The organism is Erwinia aeris, assembly GCF_041224955.1.
Taxonomy (GTDB): Bacteria; Pseudomonadota; Gammaproteobacteria; order Enterobacterales; family Enterobacteriaceae; genus Erwinia; species Erwinia aeris.
This window is the reverse complement of sequence record NZ_JBGFFX010000003.1, coordinates 262291-284140: the sequence shown is the minus strand read 5'-3', so window position 1 is coordinate 284140 and position 21850 is coordinate 262291. Positions and strand designations below refer to the sequence as shown.

The 21850-nt window shown below is 56.0% G+C and carries 17 protein-coding genes and 1 pseudogene; 12 read left to right on the top strand and 6 right to left on the bottom strand.

Translation table 11 applies throughout. From position 1 onward, the window contains the following. Positions 1 to 4: 4 nt before the first annotated feature. Positions 5 to 787, bottom strand: coding sequence for an alpha/beta fold hydrolase (locus AB6T85_RS07500; RefSeq protein ID WP_253455713.1), 783 nt, complete (start codon positions 785 to 787; stop codon positions 5 to 7). Between the two features lie 545 nt (positions 788 to 1332). On the opposite strand from AB6T85_RS07500, the gene AB6T85_RS07495 reads away from it, so the two are divergent. The 7 genes and pseudogenes from AB6T85_RS07495 to AB6T85_RS07465 all read left to right on the top strand — a co-directional run bounded on the left by AB6T85_RS07495 (position 1333) and on the right by AB6T85_RS07465 (position 9939). Continuing rightward, entirely contained in the window at positions 1333 to 2760 is a 1428-nt protein-coding gene (locus AB6T85_RS07495; protein WP_253455715.1) for a bifunctional 2-methylcitrate dehydratase/aconitate hydratase, read from the top strand. 44 nt (positions 2761 to 2804) lie between these two features. Beyond that, complete coding sequence (locus AB6T85_RS07490; RefSeq protein ID WP_253455718.1) at positions 2805 to 3947, top strand: hypothetical protein; 1143 nt, start codon at positions 2805 to 2807, stop codon at positions 3945 to 3947. Further along, positions 3944 to 4924, top strand: a complete 981-nt coding sequence (locus AB6T85_RS07485) for an aminoglycoside phosphotransferase family protein (RefSeq protein WP_253455721.1) — start codon at positions 3944 to 3946, stop codon at positions 4922 to 4924. Before AB6T85_RS07490 ends, AB6T85_RS07485 begins: the two co-directional genes overlap by 4 nt. Before the next feature lie 27 nt (positions 4925 to 4951). Then, positions 4952 to 6334 (top strand): DHA2 family efflux MFS transporter permease subunit, encoded by a 1383-nt coding sequence (locus AB6T85_RS07480; RefSeq protein WP_253455724.1) that lies wholly within the window; start codon positions 4952 to 4954, stop codon positions 6332 to 6334. A gap of 154 nt (positions 6335 to 6488) precedes the next feature. Further along, positions 6489 to 6854, top strand: coding sequence for a hypothetical protein (locus AB6T85_RS07475; protein ID WP_253455727.1), 366 nt, complete (start codon positions 6489 to 6491; stop codon positions 6852 to 6854). A gap of 49 nt (positions 6855 to 6903) precedes the next feature. Further along, positions 6904 to 8115: pseudogene (locus AB6T85_RS07470) on the top strand (FAD-dependent oxidoreductase). Positions 8116 to 8733: 618 nt separating this feature from the next. Then, a complete protein-coding gene (locus tag AB6T85_RS07465) occupies positions 8734 to 9939 on the top strand; it encodes an FAD-dependent oxidoreductase (RefSeq protein WP_301252957.1) in 1206 nt (401 codons plus the stop codon). Between the two features lie 26 nt (positions 9940 to 9965). Here AB6T85_RS07465 and AB6T85_RS07460 read toward each other — a convergent pair whose 3' ends face one another. Both AB6T85_RS07460 and AB6T85_RS07455 read right to left on the bottom strand, forming a co-directional pair. Next, on the bottom strand, positions 9966 to 11075 hold the full coding sequence (locus tag AB6T85_RS07460; RefSeq protein ID WP_253455732.1) for an AI-2E family transporter: 1110 nt from the start codon (positions 11073 to 11075) through the stop codon (positions 9966 to 9968). Positions 11076 to 11714: 639 nt separating this feature from the next. Beyond that, on the bottom strand, positions 11715 to 11870 hold the full coding sequence (locus AB6T85_RS07455; RefSeq protein WP_253455735.1) for a Hok/Gef family protein: 156 nt from the start codon (positions 11868 to 11870) through the stop codon (positions 11715 to 11717). A gap of 385 nt (positions 11871 to 12255) precedes the next feature. Here AB6T85_RS07455 and AB6T85_RS07450 point away from each other — a divergent pair, with 385 nt between their 5' ends. Together AB6T85_RS07450 and AB6T85_RS07445 are read left to right on the top strand one after the other, a co-directional pair. Continuing rightward, positions 12256 to 14259: an oxidoreductase gene (locus tag AB6T85_RS07450; RefSeq protein WP_369895166.1), complete on the top strand. Its 2004-nt coding sequence runs from the start codon at positions 12256 to 12258 to the stop codon at positions 14257 to 14259. Positions 14260 to 14376: 117 nt separating this feature from the next. Further along, entirely contained in the window at positions 14377 to 15090 is a 714-nt protein-coding gene (locus tag AB6T85_RS07445; RefSeq protein WP_369895164.1) for a purine nucleoside phosphorylase YfiH/LACC1 family protein, read from the top strand. Here the strand turns inward: AB6T85_RS07445 and rlmG are convergent. Together rlmG and AB6T85_RS07435 are read right to left on the bottom strand one after the other, a co-directional pair. Next, positions 15087 to 16214, bottom strand: coding sequence for a 23S rRNA (guanine(1835)-N(2))-methyltransferase RlmG (rlmG, locus tag AB6T85_RS07440; RefSeq protein ID WP_369895163.1), 1128 nt, complete (start codon positions 16212 to 16214; stop codon positions 15087 to 15089). The two genes, AB6T85_RS07445 and rlmG, sit on opposite strands and share 4 nt — an antisense overlap. Before the next feature lie 195 nt (positions 16215 to 16409). Beyond that, complete coding sequence (locus AB6T85_RS07435; RefSeq protein ID WP_253455743.1) at positions 16410 to 16925, bottom strand: thioredoxin family protein; 516 nt, start codon at positions 16923 to 16925, stop codon at positions 16410 to 16412. Between the two features lie 146 nt (positions 16926 to 17071). On the opposite strand from AB6T85_RS07435, the gene AB6T85_RS07430 reads away from it, so the two are divergent. Beyond that, complete coding sequence (locus AB6T85_RS07430) at positions 17072 to 17572, top strand: M48 metallopeptidase family protein (protein WP_253455745.1); 501 nt, start codon at positions 17072 to 17074, stop codon at positions 17570 to 17572. A gap of 45 nt (positions 17573 to 17617) precedes the next feature. Here AB6T85_RS07430 and AB6T85_RS07425 read toward each other — a convergent pair whose 3' ends face one another. After that, a complete protein-coding gene (locus AB6T85_RS07425; protein ID WP_369895161.1) occupies positions 17618 to 19309 on the bottom strand; it encodes a chloride channel protein in 1692 nt (563 codons plus the stop codon). Between the two features lie 166 nt (positions 19310 to 19475). Here AB6T85_RS07425 and AB6T85_RS07420 point away from each other — a divergent pair, with 166 nt between their 5' ends. Both AB6T85_RS07420 and AB6T85_RS07415 read left to right on the top strand, forming a co-directional pair. Further along, positions 19476 to 20465 carry a Gfo/Idh/MocA family protein gene (locus AB6T85_RS07420; protein ID WP_301252945.1) on the top strand — a complete coding sequence of 330 codons (990 nt, stop codon included), beginning with the start codon at positions 19476 to 19478 and terminating at the stop codon, positions 20463 to 20465. Positions 20466 to 20709: 244 nt separating this feature from the next. Continuing rightward, positions 20710 to 21678, top strand: coding sequence for a TerC family protein (locus AB6T85_RS07415; RefSeq protein WP_253455751.1), 969 nt, complete (start codon positions 20710 to 20712; stop codon positions 21676 to 21678). Positions 21679 to 21850: the final 172 nt, after the last annotated feature.

The window sequence follows — 21850 nt, the reverse complement described above, 5'->3', positions numbered from 1 at the left end:
TGCCTCAGGATGGCTTATCGGCACCAATAAACGAGAGAATTTCATTCGTAAGGGCATCAGGCTGCTCAAAATTGGGCAGGTGTGCCGCCCCAGGTATGGTGTGCAGCTCTGCGTGCCATTTTTCAGCCAGGCGTCGCGCATAATCTGGCGGCGTGAGCAGATCGTCCGCACCTCTCACCACTACCGCCCTGACGCGTGGAAAAGTCATATTGGTCAGATCGGTATCGGCGATGGCATAAGAACAGCCGGCGAAGGCTTCAACCGTGGTGCGGCGCAGCATCTGCTTCATGCCGTCTGCGTAGGGCGAGTCGATAAACTTCGGCGTGACCCATTTACCCAAAATACCCGTTTCAAGATGTTCAACACCGTGGTGAAAAACATCTTCCGCTCTGGCTCGCCAAAGTGAAGGCGGAGCGGCATTGACCAGCGAGGTATCGACAATCACCAGTCCCTGTACACGCTCAGGTATCTTGAATCCGATCCACTGCGCGATGGTTCCACCAATTGACACTCCCGCAACCGAAAACTCAGTGATGTGCAGATGGTCCAGCGCGGCGATGACATCGTCGGCCAAATCGGCCATGGAGAATGGCAGCGCGTCGATTGCGCTTAAACCGTGGCCTCGAATATCCAGCCGCACCACGCGATAGCGTTCGGTTAAACGCGGCATTTGCAAATCCCACAGGTGCAAATCCGTGCCCAGCGAATGAAGAAGTACCAACGTTTTCGCATTTTCTGGCCCCTGCACGTCTACATGCTGAGTTATTTTAAGCGGCCGAATAAACATTCAATACTCCCCATTTTTATTTTTTCTTTCTCTTCGGTTCCATCGCTTGCACTATTTGAATTTGCAATATTTACTTATGGAATCCGTGAATTTTTTTGAGCTGCAGGACTATGCTGCCGCTCTTATTAATAGGGTAATCCGGCCGTTTGCCCTAATGGATAATTTCGATACCGCTATCGAAATTATTGAGTCGCCCCGAAAATTCGCACCGACGCTGATGTTAAACAGCACCAAACGGATAGCTTCTCCTGCCAGGATAATATAAGTAATCAAAAAATATTCAGCCCGATCTCCCGATTTTTTTCGTAATGCTGCCCATCTCATTAGCCATCTTCCATTTTCAGAATATCGCCAGAATATTCATATTTTCGATGAAGATCTCGATTTTATTCGCTGGCGTTTACCTGACGTGAAAAATAACATCTGGCGAACAAGACCCGGCGATAACTCACAGGTTAATGCTTTATTTTAATTCTCTGCATATAGCCGTAGCGGATCGCCGTTGCTGATTTCCTTTAAATCTGTTTTAGCGTATGGGATAAATTATGGCGCAGGCCGAATTTGATAAAATAATGGTTGAACTGGTTGATTATGCCTATGAGCAGTCAACCTTTGATGATGAGACTTTGCGCCTGGCGCGTTTCTGTCTGCTGGATTCCGTCGGCTGCGCGATTGCCGCCTCCAGCGATGACGACTGCTTAAAACTGATGCGCAGCGCACAGTTCAGTAAGAGCAGCGAGGGTGTTCCGGTGATGGGGACCGCCCTGAAGCTGGGACCGATTGAGGCTGCCTTTCAAATCGGGTCGATGATCCGCTGGCTTGAGTATAACGATACCTGGCTGGCGCAGGAGTGGGGACATCCCTCCGATAACCTGGGCGCAATCCTGGCCGCCGCAGCATGGCATAGCCTGACAGACGGTAGCCAGCAGGAACCCGATATGGCAGCCGTATTAAATACGCTGATTCGCGCCTACGAGATCCATGGCGTGCTCTGCCTGTCTAACTGCTTTAACGCGCTGGGCATCGATCATGTTGTGCTGGTCAAGCTGGCCTCGGCGATCGCCTCAGCTCAGCTGCTTGGCCTGTCAAAAGCGCAGGCGCTAAGCGCCCTTTCCAACGCCATTATCGATGGCCATTCTCTCAGAACCTACCGGCATGCGCCCAATGCAGGCACGCGTAAATCCTGGGCGGCGGGTGACGCGACAGCACGCGGGCTTCAGCTGGCGCTGTTCGCTCAGACCGGCGAAATGGGCTATCCCTCCGCGCTTACCGCCAGCCGTTGGGGATTTGATGATGCGGTTTTACGCGGAAAGCCCTTTAATTTGTCACGCGGCCTCTCCGACTTTGTTATCAAAAATATCCTGTTCAAGGTTCCCAATCCTGCGGAATACCATGCGCAGACCGCAGTGGAGGCGGCGATTAACCTGCGCGAGCGGATAGTCGCCGCCGGATTCTCGCCCGAAAGCATTGAATATGTCCGCGTGGAAACGACGCGACCGGCCATGCAGATTATTGATAAGTCAGGGCCGCTTAAAAACGCCGCCGATCGCGATCACTGCCTTCAGTACATGATTGCGGTTGGGCTGCAGACCGGAAATCTCACCGTACAGGATTTTCACGAACCGCTCGCCGCCGATCCGCAGCTGGATGCACTACGCATGAAAATTACCTGCACCGAGCGGCCTGCTTTTACCGAGAGCTACTACGACCCGGAAAAACGCGCCATTCCCAATGCGCTTTACCTGAAGTGTCGCGGCATGACGGAAGAGATCGCTGAAACTATCCACTATCCGCGCGGCCATGTACGTCGTCGTGGAGAGTGTTTCGATGCGCTGCTGGCCAAATTCCATCTGAATCTTTCAGACAGCCCGCTGCGCAACCGTGCGTCGGTTCTGGCCGACACCCTGATTTCTGAATCAAAGCTGGATGCGATGCCCGTTACCGACTTCCTGAAGATGTTCTCATGGCTATAGATCCCATAAAAACAACATCCGTTAATTTATTTCGAGGTGATGAAGTGAAAAAAGCAATACTGGTTGGCTGCGGCGCGGAGATCGGCGCAAACCTGCTGATTCAAAACGATCCGGCAAAAGATGGCTTCGCTATTCAAACCGTGGTGACCAATCCGCCGTCTTTAGATAAGCATTATCCGGACCTGCGCCCGATTGACGGCATCATTGCCCGCCTGGCGATGGCGCAACCCGGCATGCAATCGCGTATTGAGATTATTAGCGACAATACGCTCAACATCGAAGGTCGCGAAGTTCACTTCTTCTTTGGCAATTTAGCCGAAGAGCTTCCGCCGCAAAGCGGCCGCTTCGACATCGGTTTTATCGCCACCAGCAAGCTGGATATGGACAGAAACAGCCCGGTTGCCCGTAATATGCTGGAGCTCGCCGACGTGGTGCTGGGCGTTGCAGAGGCAAACGAGCTGCCGAGCATTTATGGCTGCCTGGAGGATCTGACCAGCGATGAGATCGGCACCATTCAGCGCCGGGTGGTTGATTCCGGGATGTACTGCCTCGGCTCCTGCCAGACGAACGGCATGCATGCCTCGCTACGTGTCGTGACCGAGGCGCTGAAAGCCGTTCATTGCAATGCCTCGCATATTATTTCGGTAGAAACCGATATTGTGCATCCCGATACGCCTAACGGCGTGCTCGGCACGCGATCTTTTGAAGGGCGCATGCAGGACGCACGCGACAATCTGCGTCCCAGCTTCTCGCAAATCGCCATGAGTCAGGAGAAAGTTATGCCCTGGGCGCCGCTGGTGAATACCGTTTCACTACGCGCGCCCGTCCACGCGCCTGGCTATCAGATTAACCGTTTTATCGTCCGGGACAGCGGCGCGTTAAGTCTCGATCTTATCAAGACGGCGATCGAGCGCGTGAGTGAAACGCATCCGCACGTCGTCAGAGCATCCCAGACGCCTTTGGGCAGCCGTGCCTATGCCTGGGAGCGCCGCTGCTCCACCATCCTTTCCGACAAGAATCACCTACTTATCCTGCGTCCGGCCTGGCTGGCAGAGCAGAATTTAAGTGAGATTATCGTTCAGTCATTTGTAAACAATACGGTTGGCTATAGCGCAGTCGTTCGCTCCGTCGCGCGCAGCGTCGCGCTTGGCCTGCCCGTCGCCACTTTCCAGGGGATTGAAAAATGACACGCTCCCACACGGTCGATCTGTTGAGTTCAGGCCTTGTCGTTAAGACGGCCAGCTCCGCCACGTTTAACGGCAAACTAAAAGCTGAAGTCGATCAGATACGCGCGCTGCACGATATTTACCCGGATTTGATGGTTCCGGTATTGCACGACGGGCTGGCCGCCGGACGGCAGTTCTATATTCTGGAAAAGATCGACGCCCTTCCGCTGTCGAAAATCGTGTTTGACGACGGGCGCCCGCTGGCTGAACGCAGAACAATTGTTATCAACGCGCTGGAAAACGTTCAGCGAGCCATCGGCATGGAGCTGGATAATCAGCTGGCGACGTTCGACGATATGCCGGCCAGGCTACGGGAAGAGTGGGAAGGCGCGCGTTTCGCCCATGACCTGTTCGATAAGCCGATTCTGCTTAACGGGGCGAGGTGCAACCGAACCGCCCGCGAGATCGTCGAAAAGTCGCTGGAGCTGGCGCGAACGGAAAAATTCAGATCGGTGGAAAAAGCCCACTTCAATTTTCACTTTGGCAACGTGCTTTACAACGAGGAACAGGCGCAGACCCGCTTTATCGATCCCGATTTTTCAGTGCGGGGACTCGATCCGCTTTTCGGTTTCTCCCGATTTGCCTTTTCTTTTTGGCACGAACTTGCCGCCGAAGTGAAGGATGCGGTGAAAGTGGTGCCGATGGCTGACGCGTTGATGTTCGTGCTGGCGAAGCCCGACTACGGCAACATTCTCGGTGCCATCCCGGAGCTGGGAGGCATTGCCGGGCTGCTGCCGCTGATGGGCGAAAGCATGCGGAATCGGTTCTACGTGCTCACCACCTACTGCTTCCTGAGAAGTATCCGCATCAACGGCAGTAAAACGCTCTGGAAAGCCCCACGCTCCCCTATGGTAGCCAGCCCGGAAGAAGTGCTGATGCTGGGCCTGGTGGCTTACCTCGAAGGGGCGAATGTTGAAACTGAAAGTCTCTGTGCATAATTTTCACCCACTACAGGATGTTAAGGCATGTCGTTGGTAAGCAGCAGTACCCTGGAACAGGGATTTGAGGCCCCGAGACGCTATCTGGCGGCAGCGGCTATTTTAATCGGTGTGATCATGGCGGCGCTCGACAGCTCCATCGTTAATATCTCGCTGCCCTCAATCGCCGCAGCCTTACAGGTGGATTCAGCCTCTGTTATCTGGGTTACCAACGGCTATCAGGTTGCCAGCGCGGCGGCGATGTTGATTTGCGCCTCGCTGGGTTCGAGGATTGGGGAGCGGCGCTTCTACACGGCGGGAATGATTCTGTTTACGCTGGCGTCGCTGGGCTGCAGCCTCTCCCCAACCTTTGGCGTTCTGGTGGCGATGCGGGTGCTCCAGGGAATCAGCTACGCCGTTATGATTAGCGTCGGGCTGGGACTTTATCGGGTTATCTTTCCGCCGCACATGCTGGGCACCATACTGGGGCTGAACGCGCTGGCGTTTGCGGTGGGAACGGCGATTGGCCCTGCGCTGGGCGGGCTGATCATCTCTTATCTCTCGTGGCCCTGGCTGTTCTATATCAATCTTCCGCTGGGGGCGCTTGCCATCGTGTTTTCGTTTGTCTCTCTGGGCGTGGATGCGGAGAAGGAAAAAGGCTTCGACTGGGGAGGCGCGATAACGTCGGCCGCTGCATTAGGCCTGATGGTTGTCGCAGTCGATCAGATCGGCCGCTGGGATAGCCGCACGCTCGTGCTGTGCGGCGTCGCATCGGCAGTGCTGATCGCCATTTTTGTTAACGCGCAGAGGCGTTCAAAACATCCGCTGCTGCCTTTTGATATCTTCCATTCCCGGCAATACACCTTTGCGGTGCTCTCTTCCGTCTCCATGTTTGTGGCGCAGGGGATGGCGCTGGTCGGGCTGCCGTTTGTTCTGCAGCACGCCTTCCACTATTCCGTGCTGGAGGCCGCGTTTATCTTTACGCCATGGCCGATTGCCGTAGCCGTCTGCGCCCCGCTTGCAGGCAGACTTTCTAACCGTTTAAATCCGGCGCAAATTTCTACCGTCGGCGTGGTGATTTTCTGCCTGGGCCTGGGGTCGCTGGCGCTGCTGCCGGAAGCCGCCACGGTCAATGATTTCCTGTGGCGGGTGGCGGTTTGCGGGATCGGCTATGGGCTGTTCCTGCCGCCGAATAACAAAGAGATGTTTTCCAATGTCGCCGCGAACCGTACGGTAACCGCCTCTGGCGTTTTATCAACGGCGAGAACCGCCGGCCAGTCGATCGGCGCGGCGCTGGTGGCGATGGTCATTGCCCTGCTTAACGGATTGAGCGACCCGGCCGGAATGCGGTTCGCCGTCTGGGTATTTGGACTGGCCTGCCTGATATCGGCGCTGTCGGCACTTTCCAGCATGCTGCGCCTGCAGCGATAGCGATTGAGCCACTTCGCAGGAGGTGGCTTTTTTATCTCCTTTTCTTGCTTCAGCGGGAGATTAAAATAGCTTATCGATCCTTCACTTAGAGGGCTTCACATCTCGTAAAAATAAGATTAATCTTAACTGTTCGTTTTTTTTAAGGTTTTTCAGCATGAAAAAATTTCTGGGATTCGCGTTATTTTTTGCCGCCTGCGCGGCTAATGCCGCTTTTGTTCATCCAATGGATTTCGACGGTTCAGAAGCGCAAAAAAAAGGAGTGATTGAATATATTCAGGCCAAAGTTAAGAAGGATTACTGCGAAGGCAGCATCGATATGTGCCAGCCGACCACGCTTCGCATGATGGAAAAGCAGAATCTTAACGCCTTCAAACATCTCACCGCGGCGAAAGATCGAACCATTCTTAACAAGGTCATCAGCGATTACTGCAAGGGCTCAATTGATATGTGCAGTTATGTGACGCTGGATATGATGTATAAGCAGAATCTCAAAGCCAGCAAGGAATCGCTTTCCTGGTAAGCGACAAGATAACTATTATCACGTAATACTTATTTTTGGACGCAATGCCATGACCTCTTCCCGCGCCTCACTCCCCTCATCCTGCTGTATCGCAGGCGCGGGCCCTGCCGGGCTGATGCTCGGTTATCTGCTGGCCCGCAACAGCATTCCCGTCACCGTGCTGGAAAAGCATGCCGATTTTCTGCGCGATTTTCGCGGCGATACTATTCATCCCTCTACGCTGGAAATTATCTGGCGGCTGGGCTTTCTGGAGGAATTTCTGGCGCTGCCGCATCAGAAAGCGGAAAGGCTCTCCGGCGAGATCGACGGTCAGGAAGCCACCATGGCGGATTTCACCCGTCTTCCTACCCAATGCAAATACATCGCCTTTATGCCGCAATGGGATTTCCTGAACTTTATCAACGCGAAGGCCGCAGAACTGCCGGGCTTTACGCTTATTCATAATGCGCAGGTTGATGGGCTGATCGAAGCACAGGGTAAAGTGTGCGGTGTTAAAGCCACCATTGACGGTGAGCAGCAGGAAATTCGTAGCGAGCTGGTGATTGGCTGCGACGGCCGTAACTCGGCAGTGCGTAAACATGCTGACCTGGCCGTACAAAATTTTGGGGCGCCGTGCGATGTGCTGTGGTTGAAAATTGCCAAACTGCCCGACGATCCTGAATAGTCCGTGGGACATCGCGGGCCGAAGAAGCATTTTATTATGATCGATCGCGGCGATTACTGGCAGTGCGGCTACTCCATTCCCAAAGCGAGCCTGGAGGCGCTGCAGCAGGCCGGTTTGCCTTCATTTCTGGAAACGCTGGCGGAGGCATCGCCTTTTACCCTCGCGCGGCTGCGACAGGAAGTAACGGACTGGAATCGGGTAAAGCTGCTGGAGATCCGTATCGATCGCCTGCAGCAGTGAGCAAAGCCGGGACTGCTCTGCATTGGCGATGCGGCCCATGCGATGTCGCCGATTGGCGGCGTTGGCGTCAACCTGGCGATTCAGGATGCCGTTGCCGCTGCCAATCTGCTCTCTGCACCATTAAAGGCCGGTTCGCTTACGCTCAAAGATCTGCAAAAGGTGCAGCGTCGCCGGATTTTCGCCACATGGGCAACGCAGTCGCTGCAAATCATGATAAGCAAGGCAGGGCAGAAACCGCGCCGCAAACCGCCCGGTAACATGGAGAAGTGGCTGCGCAAGCGGAAGTTTTTGCCTTTCCTGTTTGGCCGCCTGATTGGCATCGGCTTTTATCGCGAGCTGCCGAAAGAGCCGCAATAAAAAACGAGATTGTTGACAAAGTCTGGTCAGGTCAGCGGCAAGATCGAGTCTGTGCAGGGAACACGGTCAGATCGGAAAGATGCAAAAAACGTCGTCCCTGACAGCTCGACCCACGCCGTCCATGGCGCGGGACGCTTTCCTCCTCTGCTTGTGTTCCCTGCACCTTGAGTCTATGGGGTGCTGCCAGATTCACCCTGTTCCAGGTTTGTCAGTACGCTAAACGGCCCTTTCGGGCCGTTTAGCGTACTGAGCAAAAAGCGGGCTCAGGCGCCGGAAGGTCGCTGCTGCCGCTATTACGCTACGGCCCTCTTTGCAGCCTTAGAAAGCAGAACAATTAATTGCCATGCTGATCATCCGCTGATGAAACGCTACAAAACTGCTCTTATTTCTAATTAAGTGAAGTAAGGGTTAGCCTGTTAATAATAAAAACACACGCCTTTTCTCATAGCGCTAAAACCTGCCGGACTATGCTAAACCGGTTGCCTGTATCGGCTTGCCGCAGCGCAGCTTTGCCAGCACCAATATGAAACATTAGTGCTGTCCGGCCCGATGTAGTTTGATCTTCTTCCTGACCAATGATAACAATTATCATTTATTGAGTTAGCCGGACGGTCCTGAATGAACACCTCTACCCCTTCTTCCTGCTGCATCGTCGGCGCAGGCCCGGCCGGGCTGATGCTGGGTTATCTGCTGGCGCGCAACGGCATTCCTGTGACGATACTGGAAAAACACGGGGATTTTTTACGGGATTTTCGTGGCGACACTATCCATCCCTCTACGCTGGAAATTATCTGGCGATTGGGTTTTCTGGATGAATTTCTGGCGCTGCCACACCAAAAAGCAGAGAGGCTTTACGGCGAAATCGATGGTCAGCCCGCGACGATGGCGGATTTCACTCGTCTGCCTACCCGCTGTAAATATATCGCTTTTATGCCGCAGTGGGATTTTCTGAACTTCCTGCACGCTAAAGCCTTACAGCTGCCCGGTTTTCAGCTAATCCAGAACGCAAAGGTTGACGCATTAATTGAAGAGCAGGGCCAGATCAAAGGCGTTAAGGCGACAGTGGAAGGCGAAGCGCGCGAATTCCGCAGCAATCTTGTTATTGGCTGCGATGGCCGCCGCTCCGTCATTCGAGAGCTCGCCGGTCTGGAAGTACAGCGTTTCGGCTCGCCACGCGATGTTCTGTGGATGAAAGTCGCTAAACAGGCCGACGATCCTGAATGGTCGCCAGGCCATCGTGGGCCTAAGAACCATTTTATAATGATCGATCGCGGCGACTACTGGCAGTGCGGCTATTCGATTACGCAGGGCAGCTTTACTGCTTTGCAGGAAACCGGACTTTCCGCTTTTCTGCAGCAGGTTGCCAGCGCTTCGCCTTTTTCCCTTGAGCGACTCCAGCTGGAAATTGCCGACTGGGATCGGGTTAAGCTGCTGGAGATCCGCATCGACCGTTTGCAGCAGTGGGCCAAACCTGGCCTGCTGTGTATTGGGGATGCCGCGCACGCCATGTCACCCATCGGCGGCGTGGGGGTCAACCTGGCGATCCAGGATGCCGTAGCGACCGCTAATCTTCTGTCAGGGCCTTTGAGAAAGGGTTCGCTGACGTTGAAAGATCTGGAGAAAGTCCAGCGGCGGCGCGCTTTCGCTACCTGGGCTACGCAGTCGCTGCAAATTATGATTAGCAAAGCGGGGAAAAAGCCTCGACGCAAGCCGCCCGGTCGTATGGAGCTTTGGCTGCGTCGTCGCCCTTTCCTGCCATTTTTATTCGGCAGGCTGATAGGGATGGGATTTTATCGTGAGCTGCCTGAAGAAGCGCAGAAATGAAAGCGGCCCCGCAGGGCCGCATTTAATCAGCTGGCCGGCGGTGTTTTGCCTTCCTCAATAAACTCTGGGTCCAGCTCTTCGCTGTTGCCTTCGTGATCGCGTCCGGAAAGCAGGTTCCAGCAGGCAATAAACATTGCGGCAATCAGCGGGCCAATGACAAAACCGTTGATGCCGTAGATTTCCATTCCGCCTAACGTAGAAATGAGGATCAGATAATCCGGCATCTTAGTGTCTTTGCCTACCAGCAACGGCCGCAGGAAGTTATCCACCAGGCCTACAATCACCACAAAGAAAGCGACCAGGAAAATGCCTTTCCAAATTAATCCGGTAGAGAAAAAGAAGATGGCGGCGGGCACCCAGACAATAGCCGAACCTACGGCCGGCACCAGCGACAGGAAAGCAATCAGCGCGCCCCACAGCAGGCTGGCATCAATGCCGGTCACGTAGAAGGCAAAGCCGCCAAGCGCGCCCTGCACCACCGCTACCACGACCGTGCCTTTTACCGTAGCGCGGGCCACCGCAGCGAACTTCGCCAGCAGATGGTGTTTTGCATAGCGTGAAAGCGGCAGCGATTTCAGAATAATGTTGACCAGCCAGGAGCCGTCTTTCAGCAGGAAGAACAGCAGGTAAAGCATGATACCGAAGCCTAACGCAAAGCTCAGGCTGCTTTTCCCGATCAGGAACACGCTGCCGGCCAGATACTGGCTGCCCCGCAACGCAACCTGAGAAAGCTTCTGCTGAATGCCGCCCACGGTATTCAGCTGATGATCGGCCAGGTAATTTTGCGCCCATTGCGGAAGATGGTGCACCGTATTCGTCATCATTGTCGGTAGCGGCGTGCTGTTAGCCTGAATTTTGCTGTAAACGATGTTGAACTCAACCGCCAGCGACGAGAGGATCAGCGCCAGCGGCGTAATAACGATCAGACAGATAATCGCCACGGTCACCAGGGAGGCGGCGCCGTTTCTTTCTCCCATCCACTGGCGGATTTTGTTTTTCATCGGATGGAAAATGACCGCCAGGATCGCTGCCCACAACACAGCGGAATAATAAGGTTGCAGCACCTCGAAAAAAGCGACGGTCACGATAAGCAGGATTAAGAGAAAAAATCCTTTGGTCAGGCCGGGAAATCTCATTTTATGCTCTCTGAAGCAAGAATTTGCTAACGCAGCATAGAGGGCTGTGCTGGTTTTGCAATACCAGCCCAAAGATGAGGCCGTACGCCCGGCCCTTTTATCCACGCTTTTTTCTGAATATGGCTTTAGTGCCGTAAAAAAACTCTCTTTGCAGCAGCGGCATAACAAGATGCGATGGCAATCAGGCGACCTGACACACATCCCTCTCCCTGACTTCCTTCTCCGTTGCTTTTCAGCGGGTAAAAGGCTACCTTCATGTTGTCTGACATAAGGGTTGGCCTCACTTTGATAATATCGGGTGGGGCCTTTCTCTTTCTGTCCTTTGCTATGCCCGGGACCGAAAGATCCAGAGCATCCGCCGCGCAGTTTACCCCTTTCCCTTTGTTATCCCACCGGCAAAGCGCAGAGTTGCGTGACAGCTCGGCAATTCCTGCAACGGCGTCAACGGATCGCATTCCCGATCGTGGGGTCGATCAAAAAATACCGTACTGACCGTTAAAACAGAGCCGCCACAAATATAATCCGCAAGTCCATTTATCAATATTTATGGCCCTAAAAAAAAGAGTAACGTACAAAAAGAAGGGTGCTCGTGGATCATGCCGCAACAGGCGGCGGGACTACGCCCGCCGCCGGGTCGCCTTACCTTCCGGATTCGTAAGCCAGGCTGGCGACAACCTCCGTTCCTCCCTGTCTGATATGCAGTTCACACAGCGAGCCGCGCGTTATCCATGTAAATATCAGTACCGTTACACAGAAGATGAGCAGGCTCAAAAAGAGTAACTTTGCTGCCTTCATTGGCTTCCTTCTCCGTTGCTTTTCAGCAGGTAAAAGGCTACCTTTATGTTGTATGGCATAAGGGTTGGCCTCACTTTGATTACATCGGGTGGGGCCTTTCTCTTTCTGTCCCTTGCCATGCTCAGGACCGAAAGATCCAGAGCACCCGCCGCGCAGTTTACCCCTTTCCCTTTTTTATCCCACCGGCAAAACGCAGAGTTGCGTAACGGATCGATAATCCCTGCAACAGCATCCGTAGATCCCACACCAGGCTGTCGGGTCGATCAAAAAACCACCCCGGCCGCCGATTAGCCGGGCCTACATCACAATTTTATCTGCACCGCTTTCGGAAACTGGGCGCCGCCGCTACAGTGGAACTCATCCGACCACTTTGACGATCGCAACTATGAGCCGCTCACTTTTTTCGCCTTTGGATTTAGGGTTCACCCAGTTAAAAAACCGTGTGCTGATGGGATCGATGCATACCGGGCTGGAGGAGCATCCCGACGGCCCGCGCCGCCTGGCCGCTTTTTATGCGGAACGCGCGGCCGCAGGCGTGGCGCTGATTGTTACCGGCGGGATTTCTCCCTCGGCGGAAGGCGTGGTCACGGCTGGCGCTTCCGTCCTCAACCATCCTGACCAGCTTGCGCACCACTGCGTAGTCACCGAAGCCGTGCATCAGGCCGGCGGCAAGATTGCGCTGCAGATTTTACATGCTGGTCGTTACAGCTATCAGCCAGGCCTGGTTGCGCCGTCCGCATTACAGGCGCCCATCAATCCCTTTAAGCCAGCCGTGCTGAGTCATGAGAGCATCCTGACGCTTATCGCTGATTTTGCGCGCTGTGCCGCACTGGCGAAACAGGCAGGCTACGACGGCGTGGAAATCATGGGTTCAGAAGGCTACCTGATTAACCAATTTCTGGCTGCCAGAACCAATCAGCGCGACGACGAATGGGGCGGCGACGAGCAGCGGCGCATGCGGTTCGCGCTGGAAATCGTGCGGGCGGTTCGTCAGGCGGTCGGCGAGGCGTTTATCATTATCTATCGCCTGTCGATGCTCGACCTGGTGGAACAGGGCAACACGCTACCGCAGACGGTGCGGCTGGCACAAGCCATAGAAAAAGCGGGCGCGACGCTGATTAATACCGGCATAGGCTGGCACGAGGCGCGCATTCCCACTATTGCCACCTCCGTTCCGCGCGGCGCTTTCGGCTGGGTGACAAAGCAGCTGAAGCAGCACCTGACCGTGCCGCTGATTACCACTAACCGCATCAATCATCCGGACGTGGCGCAGGCTTTGCTGGATGAAGGCTGCGCCGATATGGTGTCGATGGCGCGTCCTTTCCTGGCCGATGCGGCCTTTGTACGTAAGGCGCAGGAAGGCCGCAGCGATGAAATCAATACCTGCATCGGCTGCAATCAGGCGTGCCTGGATCAGATATTCGCAGGCAAGCTGACCTCCTGCCTCGTCAATCCACGCGCCTGCCACGAAACCGAAATGGCGATCGCGCCCACGACAAAGCCGCAAAACCTGGCCGTAGTCGGTGCTGGCCCGGCCGGACTGGCTTTTGCAGTGAACGCTGCCGGACGAGGGCATCGCATCACGCTGTTCGATCGGGCAGCCGTTATCGGCGGTCAGTTTACGCTTGCCAGGCAAATTCCGGGCAAAGAGGAGTTCAGCGAGACGCTGCGTTATTACGCGCGCCAGCTGATGCTGAATAACGTTACGCTGCGGCTTAATCATGCCGTCACGGCGGAAGATCTGGCCGGATATGACCAGGTGGTGCTGGCAACCGGCGTATTGCCGCGCACGCCGGAAATCCCCGGTATCGACCATCCCAGCGTGCTGAGCTATCTGGCGGTGCTGCGCGATAAAAAACCGGTGGGCAAGCGCGTGGCGATTATCGGCGCGGGCGGTATTGGTTTTGATATTGCCGAGTATCTGAGCCAGCACGGTGAGCCGACCAGCCAGAACATCACGGCTTTCTGTCAGGAATGGGGCATTGATCGCACGCTGCAACAGCCTGGCGGCCTGACGACACCGCAGCCGCCGCAGAGCGAGCGCCAAATCTGGCTGCTTCAGCGCAGGCCAGGCAAACCCGGCGCCAGCCTTGGCAAAACCACCGGCTGGATCCATCGCGCCAGCCTACAGATGCGTCAGGTCAAGATGTGGGGCGACGTGCAGTATCTGAAAATTGACGATGACGGCCTGCATATTCTGCATCAGGGCGAGCCGGTTCTGCTGGCGGTGGATAACGTGGTGATCTGCGCGGGCCAGCATTCCGATCGTCGTCTGGCGGAAGCGCTGGGCGACCGTCCGGTGCACATTATCGGCGGCGCGGATCGCGCGTTAGAGCTGGATGCACGGCGCGCTATCGCCCAGGGCACGCGGCTGGCGTTAACGATTTAGCCTGTTTAAAGCCAACGCGACGAAGCTTTTCCTGGCGGCGGCAACAAAAGTTATTCGCCGTTCACATCGCCAGGTTAAGCTGTCAGGACTCAGGACATCCGTTAAAAAGGTCGCCCGATGCCGCACGCTTACCATTCCACCCTGCTCTCTTCTCTTGCCTGGCTCGATCATGCTTTTCAGCCCGCTGGCGAGCCGCCGCCGCCGGAAAGCATCATGAATCGTCAGCGCCATACGGCTAATGTTCTGCTGAGCAGCGAAGCGCTGCCGGTGAAAAGCCACGAGGCCGACGGCCTGATTGCCACAGATTCTCGCCCCGTTGCGGTCTATACCGCCGACTGCCTGCCGGTGCTGATCGCCGACGTGCGGCAGAAGCAGGTCGCCGCCGTTCATGCCGGGCTGAACGGCGCGCTAAAAGGCGTGCTTATTCAGGCTATCCATCGGCTTTGCGAGCGCGGTGCAACGCCGGACAGCCTGTATCTTGCCGTTGGCCCGGCGATTGGGCCGTGCTGTTATGAACTGGGCGAGGATCGCATCGCGGCTATGCGTCAGGAGAACCCGCACGACCTGCGGCCGTTGCTGGCGTACTCCATGCAGCAATATCGCAATCCGCTGGCGATAAGAGCGCAGGCGATCGGCACCACGCAGGGCGTCTGGTTCGATCTGCCGCTGCTGGCGAAACGCATGGCGATGCGCGCAGGCGTGCCGGAAGCGCAAATCGAGCTGAGCGGCATCTGCACCTATTGTATGGCGGAAGAACAGGCGAGCTATCGCCGCAACGGCCATTTTCAGCATGGCTATCAGCAGCGATATGCCTGGATCAGGCAGCGTTAACGCAGTTTTACCGAACGCAGGATCACAAACTTTTGGTTAGAGGCGACGGTGGTGCAGTTGCCGAACAGCTTCTTCATTTTGCGATAGTAGTCGAGATGACGGTTGCCGACGATGCGCAGCTCGCCGCCGTATTGCAGACAGCGGCGCGCGTCGCGGAACATCTGCCAGGCAATATGATCGGTCAGCGTGTTCTGCTGATGGAAAGGCGGATTGCAAAGCACCGCATGCAGGCGATCGGAAGGAAAACCGGCCAGCGAGTTATTGACCGCAAAGTGGCTGCGCGCCAGATCCTGCGGGCGGTTAACCTCCACGTTCATCCGGCTGCTGGCAACCGCCATCCAGGATTCATCGACGAAATGCACTTCCGCCGTGGGGTTCTGCTCCAGCGCTATCAGGCCGATTACGCCGTTGCCGCAGCCCAGATCGACAATTTCACCGTCGATATTATCCGGCAGATGCGCCATAAAGAAACGCGCGCCGACGTCCAGCCCGCTGCGGGCAAAAACGTTGGCGTGGTTATGAATGTGGTAAGGCGTGCCGTCCAGCGGCCAGCTGTAGGTTTCCGCGCCTGCGGCCAGTTCCGGCAGCGCTGGCGTACAGTAGATCAGCCGCGCTTTTTTTACCGCCAGCGACGTGGTGGTTTTCCCCAGCACGCGCTCGAACAGCTGTAGCGTCGAGGTATGAATATCTTTTGCTTTACCCGCCGCGATAACCTGCGTTTCCGGCGTTACCACATGGCGCAGCGCGCGCAGCTGTTGCTCCAGCAGCGCAAGGGATTTAGGGATTTTAATCAGCACGCGGGCCGGGCTGGCGGGCAGCGCGGCCAGGCTGTCCAGGAAATGCACGTCGCCTTCGTCCATGCCGTTTTCCAGCAGGTTCTGCCGCGTCGCCTGCTGGCTGATCCATGAGTCGCTGATGCTAAAAAGTTCTTCGCCTACCAGCGCACAGGCCAGCGCGCCAAAGGTGTCGTTGAAGATCAGCGTCGTGCCGTTGGCAGGCTTGTCCGCAACCTGTTGCAGCAAATATTCATCGGCGGCGTCCCACGCCTGTAACGGGCTTTCTTCACGCATCTGGGGAAAACGGTGCAGCGTCAGCGTGCGGTGGCTCAGTTCGAATTGGCTCATGGGATCTCCGGCTGGATAAAAATTCCCGCGAGTTATCCCCTAAAATGCGCCGACAGTAAATGTTTTTCTTGTTCAGGCGAGAGTTGCGACCGCTGTCACCTTTTCTTCTTTTGTCGCCACCGTGCCGCGCTGACTTTGTTATCGCCTGAAATTGCTGATTTTTTCCTGACGGATCCGCGCTGCCTGCGGCTGCCGTCAGCCGCGGGTTGCCTGATGCTGATGAATAATAGCGAGAATGTCCTCAATGGTTGCGTTTAACAGCCGACCTTCCCGATAGGCCTGTAGCTCGGCTTCACCGCCGTGGATCGCTTTTTCCGGTCTTTCCACAAAAGTGCCGATCGGCTCAAACTTCTCATCCAGCACCACGGTAAAAGGGATCCGCACCTTATCCAGCGCCAGCGCGGGCAGCAGCGTACGTTCCGCCCGGCTTTTGCTGATAATCGCCTGGGAGATGGTCGGCTGTAGCTCGCTGATAAACTGCATCGCGGTCACGTTGCGCTGGCAGTCCGGACACCACAATTCCGCTGCGGTCAGCAGATAATAAGCGCCGCGCACCTGTTTTACCTGCTCCTTCAGCTCGCTGGAAACATACTCTTCCGAGTTCAGCTTCGCGCGCGCCTCTTTGACGGCGGCAATTTCGCCAGCCAGGCCGGTTTTGGCAAAAGCCTCAAAGCCCGCGCCCGCGCTGAACAGCTCTCTGTAATCAATCATGATGACTCCGAATCATTCACTAAACCGACAGTATGCGAAAAGGTCTTAAGGCTTGCAACGTCACGCGCCGTCGACGCAAAGATCCCCCGGCGCGGCGTCCGCATGATAAAATCCGGCTTTCGACCATTATTTATGTGGGAGCGCCTGTGTCTTTACTCTATTTACAAGGTTATCCGGAGTCATTGCTGACTCAGGTGCAGCAGCTAATCGATCAGCAGCGGCTGGGCGAAGTACTGCAAAAACGCTATCCCGACACGCACGCCATCACCAGCGACAAAGCGTTATATGACTACGCGCTGACGCTGAAAAACCAGGCCCTGCGTAACGCACCGCCGCTGAATAAAGTGATTTACGACAGCAAAATCAAGGTAATGAAACACGCGCTGGGGCTGCACACCGCCATTTCCCGCGTGCAGGGCGGCAAGCTGAAGGCGAAGGCGGAAATCCGCGTGGCGACCATTTTTAAACAGGCGCCGGAGGCATTTTTACGCATGATCGTGGTACACGAGCTGGCGCACATTAAAGAGAAAGATCATAACAAGGCGTTTTATCAGCTTTGCTGCCATATGGAGCCACAGTATCACCAGCTGGAATTTGATACGCGCCTGTGGCTGACCGAACAGGCGCTGCGCGGCAGAGAAAGCTAGCGCCGCCGCGACGTGCCTCCGTGCTCGCCGCGACCTGCTGTCGCATTATAAAAAGTCCTTCGCTTTCTGGATCAGGCTGGTTTTGGTAAGCGCGCCCAGAAACTTGCGCTCGACGGGATTATTCAGCACCGGCAGACGCTCCAGCGTCACCCTGGCGAAGGCTTCCCAACCTTCCGTAATGGTTTGATTCTCAAAAATATAAGGGAAATTCTCGTCCGTTACGCAGCTTATCGGCGAGTTCAGCGTAATCTCCTTATCCAGCACCTTGCGCGAAATATCGTGGATCGACACCGCGCCCATAAACTGACCGGTTTCGTTAATCACATAGACGAAACGTTCGCGCTTCAGCGAGCTCACCGCCAGCGCCTTGCCGACGGGATCCTGCGGCTGTAGCGCCGCGCCGGAAACGATAAACTGCGAGATAATGCCGTTGTCAAAATCGAACTTGGCGTCCGAACGGCTGAAATGGCGCTGAATAACCGGATAGGTGCTGCTGGATTGCAGACGGTACACCACCATAAAAGCCAGCACGCAGGCGATCATGGTTGGAAACAGCAGGCTGCTGTTTAGCGTCATTTCCAGCACCATCAGCATCGCCATCAGCGGCGCCTGGCTGACCGAGGCCAGCACCGCGCCCATGCCCACAGCGGCGAAAATTACGGCGTTGTCCACCGGCAGCCCGGCCAGCGCGGCCAGGCTGGCGACCACCACGCCCAACAGCGCGCCGGTCAGCAATGATGGCGTAAACAGCCCGCCGACAGCGTTGGAGCCAACCGAAATAGCCGTGGCAAGCATCTTTAACAGCAGCAGCGCAATCAGCCCTTTTAGCATAAAGCTGCCGGCCATGATCTCCACAATCACCTCATAGCCGTTGCCGAGCACCTTAGTGCTGCCGATAGCCAGCACGCCAACCATCACGCCGCCCAGCCCCAGCCGCAGCGGCAGGCTTTTAACGCGGCTAAAGCGCTTACGGCTCTGCGCGATCAGCCAGATCAGCATCCAGCCAGCCAGGCCCGCCAGCAGGCCAATCAGCACCGTCAGCAGCATGTTTTCCGGCGTCAGCGCAAACTGCGCGTGGGCAAAAGGGTAGATGGCGGAACGATAGCCCAGCGCGGACATGGTCAGCACGGCCACGCCAGCCGAGATAATCAGCGGGATCAGCCGCTGTAAGGCGGAAATGCCGAACGCGATTTCCGCCACAAAGATAGCCGAGGCAAGCGGCGCATGATAAACGGAAGAGAGCCCGGCTGCCGCGGCCATCGCCACGACGTCCGTGTTCTTCAGCGGCAGATTTTTGAAGCAGAAGCGTCCCATCAGGCTGCCCACCAGCGCCGAAAGCTGCACCATCGGCCCCTCCTTACCAATGGACGCGCCGCTGCTGATGCTGGCGATGGAAGAGAGCGCGCGAAACAGCGAGGTTTTGGTCGGCACCGCGTCCAGCCTGGCGTTGATCACTTCCAGATAATCGGTGCGAACCGTCGCTTTCTGTTCAATAGCGGTGGCGTAGCGCAGAAAAAATCCGGCCAGTATCCCGCCGCCGCCGACAATCAGCGGCCACGTATACCAGGGCCAGACGCCGATAGCCTGGGTCACATCCTGACGGCTGCCGAACATCAGCAGATTGATGCCTTCTATCAGCAAGCGGAAGCCCAGCGTCACCAGCGAAGCCGCCAGCCCCACAGGAATAGCGACCAGCAGGCTGGTCCAGTTAAGTGCATGTTTACTGCCTGTGGACATGAATTTTTTGACCTCGCCGCCGTTAACCTGCTCTTATCGTGAGAGAGGCAGCGTTAAAAATCAAATAGTCAGCGCGCCCGCCGCGCTTTTTTGCCTGCTACGCTGGTAGATAAGGTTACGGCGCGCACGGCGCCCGGCTCAATGAATCAACCGTTCGGGAAAAATTATGATCCGCTTCGCTGTTATTGGAACCAACTGGATTACGCGTCAGTTTGTCGACGCCGCGCACGAAACCGGGAAAATGAAGCTCACCGCCATTTATTCACGCACGCTGGAGCAGGCTCAGGCCTTCAGCCGCGACTATCCCGTTGAGCATTTTTTTACCTCTCTCGATCGGCTGGCGCAGTCGGAGGCGGTAGACGCCGTTTATATCGCCAGCCCCAACGCGCTGCACTGTCAGCAGGCGCTGCTGTTTTTACAGCACAAGAAGCACGTGATTTGTGAGAAGCCGCTCGCCTCTAACCTTCGCGAAGCGGAAGCGATGATCGCCTGCGCGCGCGCTAATCAGGTGGTGCTGTTCGAAGCGTTTAAAACGGCCAGCCTGCCGAACTTTCACATTTTGCGCCAGGCGCTGCCGAAGGTCGGCAAGCTGCGCAAGGCGCTGTTTAGCTACTGCCAGTATTCATCACGCTATCAGCGCTATCTGGAGGGAGAGAACCCGAATACGTTTAATCCGGCCTGGTCAAACGGCTCGATAATGGATATCGGCTACTACTGCCTGGCAGCGGCGGTCAGCCTGTGGGGCGAGCCGGCGCGCGTGGTCGCCACGGCTTCGCTGCTGGAGAGCGGCGTCGACGCCCACGGTACGGTGGTTATGAGCTACGACGGTTTCGACGTGACGCTGCTGCACTCCAAAGTCAGCCAGTCCGATCTGCCCGGCGAAATCCAGGGCGAAGCGGGATCGTTGGTTATCGGGCAGCTGGCCGACTGCCAGCAGATCCATTTCATACCGCGCGGCGCGAAGCCGCAGGATCTTAGCCAGCCTCAGCACATCAACACGTTACTGTACGAAGCGGAAACCTTTGTCCGGCTGGTGGAAGAACACGCTGTAGACCATCCGGGCCTGACCGTGACGCGCATCACAGCGGCGCTGCTGACGGAGATCCGTCGCCAGACCGGCGTGGTTTTTCCTGCCGATGCGCTGGCCGTCGTGTAAATATTGCTAAATATTTCTGCGTAAGATTGACCAATGTGCTCGCGGCCACTATCTTCACTGCTGCAAAGGGGAGTAACTTCTTCGTCGGTCAATCGTCATTACGGTGCGTAAGCGCCCGGTTGCCGGGCAGTCAGCAAGCTGACTGTAAGTGAGACCTTGCCGGAAGGCGAGGTTTGCTCACAGCAAAAATAGTGTGGCTGACGTCTTCCGATGTTGGCCATTTTATTTTTGACAGGAAAAAACTATGAATACTGTAGGCACGCCGTTACTTTGGGGCAGCTTTGCTGTCGTGGTGGTGATTATGCTGGCCATCGATCTGCTGATGCAGGGGCGGCGCGGCGCGCAAACCATGTCGATGAAGCAGGCCGCCTTCTGGTCGCTGGTCTGGATTAGCCTCTCGCTGCTGTTCGCCGCCGGGCTGTGGTGGTATCTGAAAGAAACCGTCGGGCCGCAGATCGCCCATACGCAATCCCTCGCCTTTCTGACCGGTTACGTGCTGGAAAAAGCGCTGGCCGTCGATAACGTTTTCGTCTGGCTGATGCTGTTCAGCTACTTCTCCGTTCCTGCTGCGCTTCAGCGCCGCGTGCTGATTTACGGCGTGCTGGGCGCCATCGTGCTGCGTACCATCATGATTTTCGCCGGCAGCTGGCTGGTGTCGGAATTCAGCTGGATCCTCTACCTGTTCGGCGCGTTTCTGCTGTTTACCGGCGTCAAAATGGCGATGGCAGGCGGCGATGAAGGCGCGGTAGGCGATAAGCCGGTAGTGCGCTGGCTGCGTGGCCATCTGCGCATGACCGATAACCTGGAAGGCGAAAAGTTCTTTGTGCGTCGCAACGGCCTGCTCTACGCCACGCCGCTGCTGCTGGTGCTGATTATGGTCGAGCTGAGCGACGTTATTTTCGCCGTGGACAGCATTCCGGCTATTTTTGCCGTTACTACCGATCCCTTTATCGTCCTGACCTCTAACCTGTTCGCTATTCTTGGCCTGCGCGCGATGTACTTCCTGCTGGCTAACGTGGCGGAACGCTTCTCTATGCTGAAATATGGTCTGGCGATCGTGCTGATTTTTATCGGTATCAAGATGCTGATCGTCGATTTCTATCATATTCCGGTGGCGGTTTCGCTGAGCATCGTCGGCGGTATCCTGGCCATTACGCTGCTGATTAACGCTCTGGTTAACCGCCGCAACGATCGTTTAGCGCTGCGGAAATAACTTTTACCCTGACGTAACAGCCAGGCCCGACGGCAGAATATTCCGCCGCCGTCGGGCCACTTTTCGCTTCCCCTGCCAACACATTTCCTTATACTGCCTGCGCAAACACACCGATGCCGTCAGTTCAGCGCACACGACGCTGAGGCGCATTCCATCACTTTTACAGCTGGTT

Excerpts from the sequence above, each read along its gene's own strand:
- AB6T85_RS07500 (WP_253455713.1), bottom strand. The coding sequence starts at position 787 with ATGTTTATTCGGCCGCTTAAAATAACTCAGCATGTAGACGTGCAGGGG.
- AB6T85_RS07495 (WP_253455715.1), top strand. The coding sequence starts at position 1,333 with ATGGCGCAGGCCGAATTTGATAAAATAATGGTTGAACTGGTTGATTAT.
- AB6T85_RS07485 (WP_253455721.1), top strand. The coding sequence starts at position 3,944 with ATGACACGCTCCCACACGGTCGATCTGTTGAGTTCAGGCCTTGTCGTT.
- AB6T85_RS07480 (WP_253455724.1), top strand. The coding sequence starts at position 4,952 with ATGTCGTTGGTAAGCAGCAGTACCCTGGAACAGGGATTTGAGGCCCCG.
- AB6T85_RS07475 (WP_253455727.1), top strand. The coding sequence starts at position 6,489 with ATGAAAAAATTTCTGGGATTCGCGTTATTTTTTGCCGCCTGCGCGGCT.
- AB6T85_RS07465 (WP_301252957.1), top strand. The coding sequence starts at position 8,734 with ATGAACACCTCTACCCCTTCTTCCTGCTGCATCGTCGGCGCAGGCCCG.
- AB6T85_RS07460 (WP_253455732.1), bottom strand. The coding sequence starts at position 11,075 with ATGAGATTTCCCGGCCTGACCAAAGGATTTTTTCTCTTAATCCTGCTT.
- AB6T85_RS07455 (WP_253455735.1), bottom strand. The coding sequence starts at position 11,870 with ATGAAGGCAGCAAAGTTACTCTTTTTGAGCCTGCTCATCTTCTGTGTA.
- AB6T85_RS07450 (WP_369895166.1), top strand. The coding sequence starts at position 12,256 with ATGAGCCGCTCACTTTTTTCGCCTTTGGATTTAGGGTTCACCCAGTTA.
- AB6T85_RS07445 (WP_369895164.1), top strand. The coding sequence starts at position 14,377 with ATGCCGCACGCTTACCATTCCACCCTGCTCTCTTCTCTTGCCTGGCTC.
- rlmG (WP_369895163.1), bottom strand. The coding sequence starts at position 16,214 with ATGAGCCAATTCGAACTGAGCCACCGCACGCTGACGCTGCACCGTTTT.
- AB6T85_RS07435 (WP_253455743.1), bottom strand. The coding sequence starts at position 16,925 with ATGATTGATTACAGAGAGCTGTTCAGCGCGGGCGCGGGCTTTGAGGCT.
- AB6T85_RS07425 (WP_369895161.1), bottom strand. The coding sequence starts at position 19,309 with ATGTCCACAGGCAGTAAACATGCACTTAACTGGACCAGCCTGCTGGTC.
- AB6T85_RS07420 (WP_301252945.1), top strand. The coding sequence starts at position 19,476 with ATGATCCGCTTCGCTGTTATTGGAACCAACTGGATTACGCGTCAGTTT.
- AB6T85_RS07415 (WP_253455751.1), top strand. The coding sequence starts at position 20,710 with ATGAATACTGTAGGCACGCCGTTACTTTGGGGCAGCTTTGCTGTCGTG.